The sequence below is a fragment of the Mojavia sp. genome, assembly GCF_059505145.1.
Genome location: NZ_JCACKA010000135.1, coordinates 259592 through 274054 on the forward strand (window position 1 = coordinate 259592; position 14463 = coordinate 274054).

A 14463-nucleotide genomic window follows, 5' to 3' on the forward strand; every position below is an offset into this window, starting at 1 on the left:
TCAACGAAACCCCCAAACGCATATTTAGTTGGGGGTAACTTCTTACTGCCAAATTTTAATTCCTTCTCTTCCTCCTGTTACTAAAGTATTGCTATCTTTGGTGTAAAACACCCAGTCTTCATTTTTGCCAAAGTTAACAATAGTTTTGTCTGTCATTAAATCTCTAACTTGTAACGGCAAATACGAACCCTCTCCGGTCACAGCATAAGTTTCTCCATCAGGGCTAATGTCAATTCCCACATAAGTGTTTTTAGAAGCGCCAATTGCAGAACCACGATGAATCAACTTACCATTTTTCGCATTCCAGACCTCAACTTGCATACTATCAAAAGGTCTATTAGATATAATTAGTAATTGATTACCATCCTTGCTAAAACGTATAGAATTAGCAAAACCATTTATTGCGATTTTGCGGACAATTTTACCAGTTTTTAAATCCCACATTCTTATGGCGTTTTCTTCTGTTCCAGCAGTAACAAGCACTTGATTGTTAGGATTAACAGCCATCTGAGTAATACCATAAGCATTATTACCCTTGATAGTATTAAGTAACTTGCCCGTCTTCAAGTTCCATAGCTTAATTGTTTTATCAGCGCTGGCGCTTGCTAAAATTTGCCCATTAGGGCTAAAAGCAAAACTGGTAATTTCGTCTGTATGTCCTGTGAGATTAAATTTAAAGGAACCTTGATTAAGTAATTTGCTAATCAATAATTTAATTTGGGTTACGTCTTGAAAAGATGGGTTAGTATTCAAATCATAACTGCCATCTTTTATTTGCATAATTATTATGTTGCTATTACTATCAGCTACCAAATAATTATTATTGCTGCTTTCAATTAAATAACCTTGTCCTTTAAATTCCTGCTTACCTTCGCTGGTATTTGTACCAAACTCATCTAAAATAAGGCGAGTACGCAAATGTATATAACTGATAGTTTGCAATTTAGTAATTAAATTAACATAGTAATTTGTCTTTGCTTGATAAATATTTTTGGCTTCAGTCTTTCGCCACCGTTGTACCATCTTACTTTGCTGTATCAACAGTTGCTGAATCTCAAAAAAATTCTTACCTGCATCAAGTGCATCTGTGACAATATCGTAATCCAGCACTTCATCATCTGGATAGCGTTGACGGTCTTTTGCTACGGATTCTTGTATTTGCTTATTGATAGGCTGGGTTGGGGAATTTTCTTGCTGTGTCACCAATAAAGGAGTTAGTTTAGCTAAATTACTGCTTTCTTTCACTGCTATTGGTTTAGCAGTAGCATTCCAAACCTGAATTGTAGGATTCCCACCAGAAAAGCTAATTAAAGAATTACCATCAGGGTTAAAAGCAATTACAGAATTTTCTGAAGGATCGGAACCTGTACCACGGATTCTTTTAGGTTTGACGATACGTCTTAAGGTTTGGATTTCTTCCCCAGTGGCTACATTCCAGAGTTTAATTGTTAAAACACCTTGATGATAATTTTGGGTTGCCAAAATGCGCCCGTCTGGACTAAAAACTAGAGATTTAATTTCGGAGGGTGATCTGTAAGTAAGATTATGAATTATTTTACCTGTATTAATATTTGTTAAAGTAATGATATTTTCATTAGTCTGACTGACGCTATTGTCAGCATTTTTTTGTTCACCTCTGCGGTATGCTGCCAAAATTTGGCTGTCAGGACTCAAAATTGGATAACCAGAAACTGAAGGTAGAGTGTGAACTAGTCGGGCATTTTGCCAAGATTTATTTTTAGCTACCGTTGTGGGATTAGCCGCCTGCACATTTTCGATGGCTGTCAAGTTAGAACTAGATGGAACTTGCGCGATTGCGCGGAGCGCAGCGCCAGAGGCGATCGCACTACAATAAATTGTCAGTAACAGTGACAAGGCAAATGTTTGAGTACCTACTTTCATAGAAAATGCGATTTTTGGAAATTGTATAACAACTACTAAATCTAAGAATTTTTTTGGTTCAAATCAGTTCCTGTTTATGAAAAAAATTACAAATATGTAGCACATTTCTGAAGTTGAGGCTATACCACAAGTATCAGAATGTGATAATCTAATTATCGAATTATTTGAATTTCTAAAAAAGTTAGTACAAACCAATAATTAATCGGTGCAAAAAATAGGAAACATAATTTTTTCAGAAACAGTAGTTAGTTCAATTACGAGTTTCCTTTTATAGCTTATCCTTTAATAAATAAAACCCGATAAACTGCTTCACCCTTATTTTGAGTACCTATTTCCCGTTCTGTAGAGACAGGTAGCGGGTTTTCTTTTAGCCATTCTTCTGTACCAACTTTCTGAAAAGCGGGGTTTTCGGCAAAGCGATCGCGCATTTCCATTGCCACAAATTCTATGTCGGATTGCAAAAACACAATTCCACCCCGCGCCAGATAGTGTGCTAAATCTGCGACTAATTCTGGTTGTACTATTCGTCGTTTAGCATGGCGAGTTTTAAACCAAGGATCGGGAAATTGAATTGTAACGCGCTGTAAAGTTCCTATAGGAAGAGAAGATAACAGCGATCGCAATGAGCGATTCACATTACAAAATAAGTAATGGAGATTAGTTAAACCCAAATCAGAACGCACCTGATTGGCCTCCACCACCAGTGGTTCTCGAATTTCCAAACCGAGAAAATTCCAGTTCGGTTCTAACTTGGCCATATTCAACAAAAATCGTCCCCTTGCACAACCAATATCCAGATGTAACGGTTGATTTGGTTGCACATACACTTCTTCCCAGTCGAGGGAACTCACTGGCGTTTGATACTTTTGGGCAAGCGGATTAACATGTTGACGTACTCGCACAGCTGCCAAAATAGATTCTCCTTTGCGTGACAATATCAAATGGCGAGGTGGGTATCGCCATGTATAGCTTTGGGGGTAATCAATATGTTATCTCAAATAATCAGGCAAATAACAATATCAAACTTGTGGATAACTTGCTAGCTGGTTATTACATTTATATAAATTAAGACTGCCCAGTTTTTAATGATATTTACTCACAAATTCCATCTTAAACTAGAAGATATAACTGAATTTCACTATTTATAAATTAATAGTTATAGTTAAATGTGAAATTAAAGGATTTTGTTTTATAGCTACTATTTTTTTGATACCAGCATTATAGAATCATAAGCAATAATCAATAGTTTAACTTAATTATTTGTGTCTTCTGCCTTAAGTTAGTAAATATCTATATCTATAGTTTTACGTTCATGGAATTAACTACAATTTGATATTTTTTCATCCAGTATAAATGTATATAAATGTTAAGTATAAGGGCTGCTACACAGGGTGACAAAGCAAAAGTTATACTCTTTGAAAAAGGCTTGTTTTAACTCTGCTTTTAAAAGTATCCTGAAATCAATGACTCTAAATTTTCGTTTTGCCATAGTTAGCGATTTACATATCGCACTTCCTCATACAATCTGGGATCATCCCAGCCGATTTCATTTAGTGGAAGTCAGTATTCCGGCTTTTGAAAGTGCATTAGAACATTTAACACAACTCGATTTAGATTTCCTCTTACTTCCAGGAGACTTAACCCAGCATGGTGAACCAGCTAACCACACTTGGTTACAAAAACGTTTAGCTCAACTACCTTTTCCCGTGTATGTTGTTCCTGGTAATCATGATGTTCCCGTGCTAATGGCAAACGAACAATCAATTGCTTTTGCTGATTTTCCTCACTATTATCGCAAGTTTGGTTATAACAACCCTGAACAACTTTACTACACTACTCAATTAATGCCTGGAGTTCGACTAATTGGTTTAAATTCTAACTCTTTTAATGACCAAGGTCAGCAGATAGGGCGTTTAGATAGTAAACAGCTAAGGTGGTTAGAAGAAGTGTTGGCGGCGGCCAATGATGAATTGGTGCTAGTAATGGTGCATCACAATGTTGTTGAGCATTTACCCAATCAATCATGCCATCCAATGGCAAATCGTTATATGTTGGAGAATGCACGGGAACTATTGCAGTTGCTAAGGCGCTACGGAGTCAGTCTAGTGTTTACAGGGCATTTACATGTTCAAGATGTCGCCTGCTCGCAAGGGATATACGATATCACTACTGGTTCGTTAGTCAGCTATCCTCATCCTTATCGAGTGTTAGAGTATCACAGCGATCATTATGGTAGGCAATGGTTGCAAATTTTATCCCATCGTGTGGAATCAGTGCCTAATTTTCCTAACTTGCAACAGTCATCACGGCAGTGGATGAACGATCGCTCTTTTCCTTTCTTGATGAAGCTGCTAACTCTACCTCCCTTAAACTTACCAAAAGCCCAAGCAGAAGAACTAGCTCCAAGTTTGCGTGACTTTTGGGCAACTATTGCCGATGGGGATGCTTTGTTAGACTACCCCCAGTTTCCACACAAAGTTCGTCGCTACATTCAAAAATATGGTGCGATCGCGACCGGTGGCACTCCCACTCTAATTGACAATAATAGTACAATTTTACTGGAGAAGATTGAGGCATAAGCAAGTTGGAGATATGAGGGAGTAAGCGAACAATTTATGATTCCACCTCATTCTCCTTATTGCTTAAAGCGCGGCAAATCCCAAATACTGAGGTGTAACCGTGTAAGAAAGTGCTACCACCGACAGGGCCAATTTCACCACCACAGAAAAAACCACCTACAGGGATATCTTTGAGGTAGCGCCCAAATAGCTCAGAATCAAAATTAGGTTTACCGTAGAGTCCTTCGCCACGACCTACACAGGAAAACATTAAAGCAGCAACAGCAGATGCTTCTGGAGTTCGTTGGTTTTGATACTGCTGTAGGAGGAATTCTAAATCTTCAGCAGAAGCTTCGGCATCACGCAGGTGGAATTGTAACCGTTGACCAGGACGAACGCGATCGCCAATTGCGATCGCCCCTGCTGATGGGTCTACCCCTAGTATGCCGCGAATTAAAAAGTCTCCCTGATGTAAAGAAGGTTTAAATACATCCATTGCTAAACCGATAAACAGAGAGTGTTGTGCCAGCATCCGTTCTTTCTCGCTGAGATTGGCAATCACTTCTCGCAGTACTACTAACGGCACTTGCTCATCTAGTTCCAAGATAATATTGCGCTCGGCTTTCGTAACTTGCAATGGCTGACCAATCGGTCGGCATCCTTGGGCGACAATTGTGTCTAAGGCAATATTACCACTCAACGCCAGCCCCACTGTTCCTTCTCGATACAGGCGATCGTTACAAAATAAGGCCATGCGACCATTCATACCCCCAGCGCTAGCCTGTCCTCCCACTGTCACAGAACCAGGATAGGCAAAATCTAGCCCCTGCAATAAATCGTTAATTCCAGAGGAGAAAGAACCACATAGCAAGATGAACTGAGGCGTTGGCGATCGTGGTACACCGATCAAATCTATCCAAGCATCGGGTGAACTATCCAAGTCAGGCAATTCTTCACCAATAATATGAAAGACTTGCAGATCAACCCCTGGTAGGTGAGCCAAAGTCAGGCTGAGTGATGCTTCTGCTTCCAGTTCTTGGGTTTGCCCCTTAGCTGTTGTGCCAATCACACCACCACCACTACAGCCAATGAGTACAGGAACTGAAAGTTTCTCAGCTAATAAAGGTAAGAGGCGGGAATACTCGCTCCCAAAAGCCGAAGATATAAATACCAGCCCTAGATCAGCAGGTGCGGTTAATGAAGAGACAGCCCTTTCTACCACATCTGTAACAGCTGCTTCCAAAGAAGGACGGGTTGACAGGGCATTTGCCCACTGCATTTGGTCTGCCATGAGTTTTAGGCTTCTTTCTCTTATTAGGCTAGTAGTTTTTGATTTTTAATCTGAGGAAGAAATGCATCTGACAAGAGTTGACACCAGCTAAATTTATCTCCTCTCAGTGCCCTGTTCATCCCAGGAAGCAAGGGTTGTCATACCCTATTAGATGCATTAAATATATTGTATGATTATACTTTTGTAGTACTGACTCTACAAAATCTTAAAAGATAAATATAGATATAGTATATATGCCACCCATTATTGTATTAATTATGGATCACCATACTAAAACACTAAACTTAACAGCTAAGTGGGTAGAATGGTGAACGATAGAAGAAAAAATAGCCATTTTTGACTTTTTTCTATACTGGTATTAACACCACACAACGAGACTAAGTTATGAGCGACATCCAAGAAAAAATCCAAGAAGAAGTTGAACAAGCTCGTACTGTCTGTGACAGTACAGGTAGTAGCTCTGCTGAGTGTGCAGCGGCTTGGGATGCAGTTGAAGAATTGCAAGCTGAAGCCTCCCACCAGCGCCAAAACAAACCAAAAAACTCCTTAGAACAATACTGTGATGATAACCCAGATGCTGCTGAGTGTCGGGTTTATGACGACTAGAAATTAAATTAAAAAATTTTCTTTTCGTCTTACGCGCAAGCAACCAGAACCTATTAACTGATATCTTGTACCTTCAAGCAACCCTTACCTCCAATCTTACTTCAGCCCTGTTTGCTTATCTTCCTCTTCATTGAGGGTGTTAAGTAATGACTTGATGGCTGAAAACTTTGAGGAGGATACCTTTGAGGTTTTATTCTCCTAAGAATAAATCTCTAGCACCTATAAAATTGGGGATGGGTGAGGGTGTACCAAGCAGTTTCAAAACTCTTCCTGAGTCTACTGTTAATTGGCGCAAGATATAAGTTTAGGCTCTTCGAGTTGCTTGTTTTTTTGCCAAATAGATATCTGAAATATATATCACTTAGGCTAGTTCCTAAATTTTTATTTTGATTAAACTGTTTGGTATCAAGTACAGTTATTAGCTAGCTAATACATAAGGCATTCCGAATTTGGATGCTTGTTTTTGGTCATAGGTGCTTAATTTTATAGTCTGGTAAAAACTATGGAAAATGATGTTTGGTTTCGCCCGTTTGTTTGGATTGACTACCGATTAGCCCTATTATTTAGCCTTATTATTCCTTTGCTTCTATTGGTTTGGGCGTTTGTGCAAAAAGCAGAAGGCATACAACGCCTATTAATGATTTACTGGCGAGTATCCAGTTTGTTGGCAATCACGGTTTACTTGATGATCGGTGGGTTCGGGGTAAGTTTTATTTCTGGCTTGATGGCGCGGATTCTGATTCCTATTTCTTTGTGGTTTTGGGTGGATCTTAATGATGAAATTGAGTACCAAGCTAGTAGCCCCTTAAAATTAATTTTCACTTCTTGGCGCTGGGCTATGACTGTTTATTATATTTTAGGAACTATAGCCTTTATACCTTTTGTGGGTTGTGCTTTTTCCGGAACGGCGTTTAAAACTTCCTATTGCCGTGTCTGGTTAGAAGCCCCACTACTTTTTAAAGAATATTTTCACGCCAATAGCAAACCTGGTTTTCTGGGCTTTCTTGGCATCGTATGTTTAATAATTTACGTGCTTTACTTAAGTTATTTTGTCTTGATCAAGTTGGGTAAGCAGGGACGTTCAGCTACACAACATTAATCCTCACTTCACTCAAATTTAAAATACCCTTCAAGAAGTCGCTATTATAAGGCTTCCCGGAGGGTAAATGTCTACAAAATTTCAAGTTCAACAAATGAATTCCATTGGCAAACGACTAGAACAATACACTGCCAAACGTCCTCAAGAAATATTACTTGTAACCGTGGAAATTGCCAACGAACAAGACAATATTGCTATATTTAAAGGCTTTTCTAGTTCGTTAATGCGCCCAACTGCATTTGATCCCGATGTACCAGTTCTGCCAGATGGAGCTAACATTCTTAGCATTGATCGAGTAGCTACTCCTTACAATCCTGAAGCACCTCGTTATATTCAACAAGGTCTTTCGTGGCAAGATATGCAAGCTCTATTATCAGAAGTAGGAGTCTAATCAATTCAAAATTCAAAATTCAAAATTTATAACTTAGAGAATGATCCGTTCTGGATATACCCTCCCCGTTTTTGCCTGTGCTTCTGCTGTTGCTGCTTTACATTGGTTACGACATCGTCAACCTCTAGCAGCAGTGTCGGTAGATTTAATTGAACCGAATCAAATAGCCGAAATACCAATTGAACAGGTAGCAGGATTATCTGAGAATATGGCTTTGGCTATTACCCGCAGTGATCCGGGCGATAATCTTGACTTGACTAAAGATACACCGATTTGGGCATTGGTGGAATGGCGAGAGAGAGAAGAGGAAGCGGTTATTATTAGAGGGGGAGAAGGGATTGGCAAGCAGCTTAATAGTGAGGGCAAAGCGGCTATTTATGCTTATGCTCAAAGACTATTACAAGAGAACTTGCACCGGATGCTAGCACCTGGAGAAAAAATCACTGTAACGATTATCTTACCCTCTGGGCGATCGCTTGCTGTTCGTACTTCTAATGCTGCTTTTGGTGTTGTTGAAGGACTCTCTCTTCTAGGAACAACGGGTATTTCTCAACCCTTAAGCTCACCCGATCAGCTAACAGCTTTTCGCGCCGAATTGCAAGAGAAAGCCAATCGTTTTGAGAGTTTGGTATTTTGTATCGGCGAGAATGGCTTAGATTTAGCGCGAAAAATCGGTATTAACCCTGAACAATTAGTAAAAACTGCTAACTGGCTTGGGCCAATGTTAGTCGAAGCTGATGTTCTAAGTGTTAAAGAAATCTTATTGTTTGGGTATCATGGCAAACTCATGAAGTTAGCGGGGGGGATTTTTCATACCCATCACCATCTTGCTGATGGACGTAGAGAAATTTTAACTACTTACTGTACATTAGCGGGTTTAAAGTCACCTGATATACAAACAGTCTTTAATAGCTCCACCGCTGAAGCAGCACTAATATACCTGCGATCGCTAGATGCTTCTACTGGTAGTGATTGGGTAAATCAAGTTTATAGTGCGATCGCAGAAGCTATTGATTCCCGTTCCCAAGAATACATTCGCAGTCATAGCGACAGAGGCACATCCGCTACAATCTGTGGCTCAATTCTCTTTGACCGCGATCGCAAAATTATTATGAAGAGCAAAACTGCTTGTATGTTGTTTGAAAAATTATGTTAACTTAATATGAATAATCATAAATAATCCAAATAAATAACTTTTTCAGTAGCAACGCTAGGGTAATATCCTCGTTTTAATACCAAGCTAGATCATTGACTCAACAGACGCGCTTAACCGCAGCGTTTGTATAGCATTTATTTACCATTACGAACCTGAACAGGTAGAGGTAATGGTAACACCTAGACCACTGAGCGACGACTTATCCTTACTGACACTCTCTTGCCATCATGAATACAGCGGTGACTCTACCAACAGAACAAGCGCCTCAAACACGTGAAAATTGGGGTCAGCTTAATCGCCAAATAATTGTGATTCTGGACTTCGGTTCTCAGTATTCAGAACTGATTGCCCGTCGCATCCGCGAGACTCAAGTATACTCGGAAGTCTTGTCATATCGCACGACAGCTGAACAGTTACGACAACTAAATCCTCAAGGAATTATTCTCTCTGGTGGCCCAAGTTCAGTTTATGGGGAGACCGCTCCCCGTTGTGACCCAGAACTTTGGAATTTAGGAGTTCCTATTCTGGGTGTTTGCTACGGTATGCAGTTGATGGTAAACCAACTCGGTGGGGAAGTAGCAAAAGCTGATCGCGGTGAATATGGAAAAGCATCACTATATATTGATGACCCGACAGACTTGCTAACTAACGTCGAAGACGGTACTACAATGTGGATGAGTCATGGAGACTCAGTAACTCAAATGCCGTCGGGGTTTGAATTATTGGCACATACAGAAAATACCCCCTGCGCTGCCATTGCTGACCACGAGAGAAAACTTTATGGTGTACAGTTTCACCCAGAAGTAGTTCATTCTGTTGGCGGATTGGCATTAATCCGTAACTTTGTCTACCATATCTGCGAGTGCCAACCCACCTGGACAACAGCGGCTTTTGTTGAGGAAGCAATTCGGGAAATTCGCGCCAGGGTCGGTGATAAGCGGGTGCTGTTAGCACTTTCGGGAGGTGTTGATTCTTCAACTCTGGCCTTTTTACTGTATAAAGCGATCGGCGATCAACTCACTTGTGTGTTTATCGATCAAGGCTTTATGCGAAAGTATGAGCCAGAACGGTTGGTGAAACTATTTCAAGAGCAGTTCCACATTCCTGTAGAGTATGTGAATGCCCGCGATCGCTTCTTAGCTAAGATTGCTGGTGTTACCGATCCCGAAGAAAAACGCCGCCGCATCGGACACGAATTCATCAGCGTTTTTGAAGAAACATCCAAACGCCTTGGTCACTTTGATTATCTCGCTCAAGGTACTCTCTATCCAGATGTGATCGAATCCGCTGATACCAACGTTGATCCCCAAACTGGTGAACGGGTAGCGGTAAAAATCAAAAGCCATCACAATGTTGGCGGATTGCCCAAAGACCTACGATTTAAATTAGTGGAACCATTGCGGAAACTGTTTAAGGATGAAGTCCGCAAAGTTGGGCGTTCCATTGGATTACCAGAAGAAATCGTGCAACGCCAGCCTTTTCCAGGCCCTGGTTTAGCAATTCGCATCTTAGGTGAAGTCACCGCTGAACGGTTGAACATCTTACGCGATGCTGATTTGATTGTACGGCAAGAAATTAACCAACGCGGCTTGTACCACGAAGTTTGGCAAGCATTTGCTGTATTACTGCCAATTCGCAGTGTCGGTGTTATGGGCGATCAACGTACCTACGCTTATCCTATTGTTTTGCGGATTGTCACTAGCGAGGATGGTATGACTGCTGATTGGGCGCGTCTACCTTACGATGTCCTAGAAGTAATTTCCACTCGGATTGTGAATGAAGTGAAAGGTGTAAATCGAGTGGTTTATGATATCACCTCGAAGCCACCTGGAACCATCGAGTGGGAGTAATTAATTTTTGAGTGATGAGTTATGAGTTTTGAATTAATTATAAAACTCATAACTCTTTTTTATCAGGAGTTTGCACTCTATCTTGTATGGTGATGGCTATAAGTGCTGCTTTCAATAATTTTCCGCAACTGGTAACTGAGAATTTAATTTTGAGAGAAACAACACTAGCTGACACGCCAGCAGTTTTTCAGGTTTTTGCAAATGATGAAGTAACTAAGTATCATGACATAGAAACTCTCACAAGTTTAGAGCAAGCTCAGTTTCTCATCAAGCGTCGTGCGGAGCGCTTTCAGAACCAACAGGGTATTCGTTGGGGAATAGCGAGGAAAGAGGATAATCTAATTATTGGTTCCTGTGGCTATAGCATTAGAAACTGCTTTCAGGCAGAAATTGGATATGAACTTGCCAGAGAGCATTGGAGAAAGGGCTTGATGACGGAAGCCTTAAAAGCTATCATCCAGTGGGGTTTTTCTCAATTGGATTTAAATCGAATTGAAGCATTGGTAATGGTAGAAAATAATGCCTCTATAAAATTGTTAGCAAATTTGAAATTTGTAGAGGAAGGACTTTTGAGAGAATATGGATTTTGGAAAGGGCAATTCCATGATTTGAAGATATTTTCTCTATTAAGAAAGGATTATATAGCAATCCTAAATAAGTTATGAAAATATGTTGCTATTTCTGCACTTAGAGTTCCCTTAAGCTGATGATAGCGTTCAAAAACGTAGGCCACAGACACTACTTCTTACGAGAATTCTATCGAGACTCAAAGCTAATTTTTTCAGACTTGTATGCTGGTGGTTCTACATGAATGAGAATCCTTACAGGCTGAAAACGTTCTTCTAATCGACGTTCTACTTCTTCAGTAATGCCGTGTGCAGTCTCTACATCTGGTGCATTTACTATTAAATGCATTTCAATGAAGACTTGACGGCCAAGAACACCACGAGAAGCAATGTCATGGCAATTAACTACACCAGAGACAGAAATAGCGATCGCATGAATTGCTTCTGGTGCGATCGCCATTGCATCCACAAGCGAAGGTAAATTTTCTTTTAAAACTGAAAGTTATATAACTTATAGTTAAAGCTCAAAATCCAGATAATACGTATCAAACTCCTACATTGTAAGAATTACATCTCTCTATAGTCTCAAATTTTACTGCAAATTTACCGGAGTAATTTATAACTTACAGTTGCTAAAAGCTTGATATATTTCGCTTTTCCTTTATTAATAGCAGTGAGATTCTTATAATAGGACTTACGCAAAAACTCTAAACAGTTTTGTATTTTTGTGTCTTTTGCAACAGCAGTCGCTACAACGGGGGGAACCTTTCGGCAGTTCCTTCTGAGGGAAACCCCCAAGACCGGACTGCCTGACCAACGCACTGGTTTCCCCACGTATATTTCAAAAATAAAATATAGTCCTATGGTTTTGATACCTTAGGCTCTGGTTTTTGATATTTGCCTGGATACTTTCGTTGAAAATATTCCTCCATAATTTCCAAAATCATTGGGGCAGCAATACTACCGCCACCGCCACCAGAATGTTCAGCAAATGCTACAATCACTACTTCTGGTTTATTAACTGGGGCATAAGCACCAAACCAAGCGTGATTTTGTTTCACACCACGCTTCCATGCTTCGGCTGTGCCACTCTTACCAGCTACCGAGGGAACTGTTGGTTGATTTAAAGCTTTACCTGTACCTTCAGCCACCACCTTTCGTAGTCCTTCCTGAAGAACTTTGATAGTTTGCGGCTTCATATTTAACGGCGATCGCCAATTTTTTGCTTCTGCATTGTCTTTGAGCAAATGTGGCTGAACTCGGTAGCCACCATTAGCAGGTACGGCAAACATGATAGCAACTTGCAAAGGTGTGGTTTGTAAAGCACCTTGACCAATCGACATATTGATACTGTCGCCTACAGTCCAAGGCATTTTCCACACCTTCTGCTTCCATGTCTCATCTGGAACTAAACCTTTTGTTTCTTCTGAGGCGAACTCAAAACCGGTTTTTTCACCAAATCCGTACTTACGAGTCCACTCAATCAAAGTTGGGCCCCCAACTGCCCTTCCAATTTGATAAAAGAAAGTATCGCTACTCCACTGTAATGCGCCTGCAAAACCCAAAGGCCCAAATCCTTTATGGTTCCACTCCCCAAAACGAGTGCCGCCAATAGTTAAAGAACCGTAGGTTTGAAGTACCGTCTTAGGAGAAAATTTACCCGATTCTAACCCTGCTGTGGTGGTAACAATTTTGAAAGTACTAGCAGGAGGAAAGGCGCTGAGGGCACGGTTGACCAATGGATGCTCTACACCTTGTACTGTGTCCCAATCTTTTTTGCTAAGTTTCTGCTTAGAGAAAATATTGGGGTCAAAAGTAGGGTGAGATACCATTGCTAAAACTGCACCATCCTTTGGATCAATTGCCACGATCGCACCATTGCGATCGCCCAAAGCTTTTTCTGCTGTCTTTTGCATCTCTAAATCTAAAGTCAAGTGTAAATCATTACCAGCCTTTGCTTGTTTTTCTCCTAACACACGAAGTGGTCTACCAGCACCATCCACCTCTACTTGTTGACCACCCCACTCACCCCGCAGTGTTTGTTCATAAGCCTTTTCGATCCCCATTTGACCGATCACATCACCCAATCGATAGCCTTCCTGCTTCTTTTGTTTTAACTGTTCAGCAGTCAATTCACGGGTATAACCTAACACGTGGGCTAATTTATTGCCATGCGGATAATATCGCACCGCTTCCGTATGTATTTCTACATCTTTAAGTTCGTTCTCATACTCCTTCAATGCAGTGATATCTGCTTCGTTAAGGTCACGAGCAACCCGGATAAGAGAAGAAGAGTTAGCACCTGCCTCGTCTAATTTTTTTTCTATTTCTGCTTGGGGAATTTCCAGAATTTGAGATAGACGCGGGCCCACAACCGACCACGAAGGCTTGGTATGAGCCATTGGCCATAAATACACAGAACGAGGATAGCGAGTGCTAGCTAATAGTTTGCCATTGCGGTCAAAAATGTTACCCCTTTCTGGCTGTTTAGGAATCATTCTTACTCGGTTGGACTCGGCTCGCTTCCGGTGACTTGCGCCTTCAACAATTTGTAAGTATGCCAAACGTATACTTATGCCGCTTATAGCCGATAATGTAAATATAATTACAAATATTGGTTGTAAACTCCGTCCAACTGTACGTTTATTATTTTGTCCACCAAGTGGAATTGGGTGCAATAAGGACATAAGGTAAATTAATGAAAATTTAGAAATTAGTATTATATGTATACGATGATGCTAAAGCCTTACCCAGAAATTATTACTATTTCACAACAGTTTTTTCTATAACTGGCTAGCAAGCAGCAAAGCAGAGGTGAATAGTTTCTAGCTGTGGCAGCAATCGAGAAAAGTATAAAGGATAAATCATTAAATATAAACCTTAAACCTTTAGTCTCTAGTTCTATTTCCTGAGTTATGAGTACTGGATGCTGCATTCTGAGGCTTGCCTTCTGACTCTTCAGTTTGAGTAGCAAAAAATTGAGAGGTATATTCCTGATCAATTGTTTTTGACGGATACAATAAACCAAAGTGCTATTTTAGTTT

11 protein-coding genes and 1 pseudogene are annotated in these 14463 nt (G+C 40.4%); 7 read left to right on the forward strand and 5 right to left on the reverse strand.

The window, feature by feature from the left end:
• Nucleotides 1–42 precede the first annotated feature (42 nt).
• Nucleotides 43–1902, reverse strand: coding sequence for a WD40 domain-containing protein (locus AC5JL8_RS36785; protein ID WP_495884619.1), 1860 nt, complete (start codon nucleotides 1900–1902; stop codon nucleotides 43–45).
• A gap of 275 nt (nucleotides 1903–2177) precedes the next feature.
• Nucleotides 2178–2813: a tRNA (guanosine(46)-N7)-methyltransferase TrmB gene (gene trmB / locus AC5JL8_RS36790; RefSeq protein ID WP_495884663.1), complete on the reverse strand. Its 636-nt coding sequence runs from the start codon at nucleotides 2811–2813 to the stop codon at nucleotides 2178–2180.
• A gap of 552 nt (nucleotides 2814–3365) precedes the next feature.
• Here trmB and AC5JL8_RS36795 point away from each other — a divergent pair.
• Entirely contained in the window at nucleotides 3366–4481 is a 1116-nt protein-coding gene (locus AC5JL8_RS36795; protein ID WP_495884620.1) for a metallophosphoesterase family protein, read from the forward strand.
• 34 nt (nucleotides 4482–4515) lie between these two features.
• Here the strand turns inward: AC5JL8_RS36795 and AC5JL8_RS36800 are convergent, their stop codons facing one another.
• Nucleotides 4516–5751, reverse strand: coding sequence for an FIST signal transduction protein (locus AC5JL8_RS36800; RefSeq protein ID WP_495884621.1), 1236 nt, complete (start codon nucleotides 5749–5751; stop codon nucleotides 4516–4518).
• A gap of 384 nt (nucleotides 5752–6135) precedes the next feature.
• On the opposite strand from AC5JL8_RS36800, the gene AC5JL8_RS36805 reads away from it, so the two are divergent.
• The 6 genes from AC5JL8_RS36805 (at nucleotide 6136) to AC5JL8_RS36830 (ending at nucleotide 11518) form a co-directional block, all read left to right on the forward strand.
• The gene (locus AC5JL8_RS36805) at nucleotides 6136–6357 is read left to right on the forward strand and encodes a Calvin cycle protein CP12 (protein WP_495884622.1); all 222 of its coding nucleotides are present in this window, start codon (nucleotides 6136–6138) and stop codon (nucleotides 6355–6357) included.
• Nucleotides 6358–6859: 502 nt separating this feature from the next.
• Nucleotides 6860–7456, forward strand: a complete 597-nt coding sequence (locus AC5JL8_RS36810; RefSeq protein WP_495884623.1) for a DUF3177 family protein — start codon at nucleotides 6860–6862, stop codon at nucleotides 7454–7456.
• 94 nt (nucleotides 7457–7550) lie between these two features.
• Nucleotides 7551–7847, forward strand: a complete 297-nt coding sequence (locus AC5JL8_RS36815) for a DUF7734 family protein (RefSeq protein WP_495884664.1) — start codon at nucleotides 7551–7553, stop codon at nucleotides 7845–7847.
• A 43-nt stretch (nucleotides 7848–7890) separates the two neighbouring features.
• Nucleotides 7891–9003 (forward strand): cobalt-precorrin-5B (C(1))-methyltransferase CbiD, encoded by a 1113-nt coding sequence (gene cbiD, locus AC5JL8_RS36820; RefSeq protein WP_495884665.1) that lies wholly within the window; start codon nucleotides 7891–7893, stop codon nucleotides 9001–9003.
• Between the two features lie 227 nt (nucleotides 9004–9230).
• Nucleotides 9231–10853, forward strand: a complete 1623-nt coding sequence (gene guaA / locus AC5JL8_RS36825; RefSeq protein WP_495884624.1) for a glutamine-hydrolyzing GMP synthase — start codon at nucleotides 9231–9233, stop codon at nucleotides 10851–10853.
• Nucleotides 10854–10945: 92 nt separating this feature from the next.
• Nucleotides 10946–11518, forward strand: coding sequence for a GNAT family N-acetyltransferase (locus AC5JL8_RS36830; RefSeq protein ID WP_495884625.1), 573 nt, complete (start codon nucleotides 10946–10948; stop codon nucleotides 11516–11518).
• 91 nt (nucleotides 11519–11609) lie between these two features.
• On the opposite strand, the pseudogene AC5JL8_RS36835 reads toward AC5JL8_RS36830, so the two are convergent.
• Nucleotides 11610–11918, reverse strand: a pseudogene (locus AC5JL8_RS36835) (cation transporter dimerization domain-containing protein); the annotation flags it as partial.
• Between the two features lie 361 nt (nucleotides 11919–12279).
• Nucleotides 12280–14106: a penicillin-binding protein 2 gene (gene mrdA, locus AC5JL8_RS36840; RefSeq protein ID WP_495884626.1), complete on the reverse strand. Its 1827-nt coding sequence runs from the start codon at nucleotides 14104–14106 to the stop codon at nucleotides 12280–12282.
• Nucleotides 14107–14463: the final 357 nt, after the last annotated feature.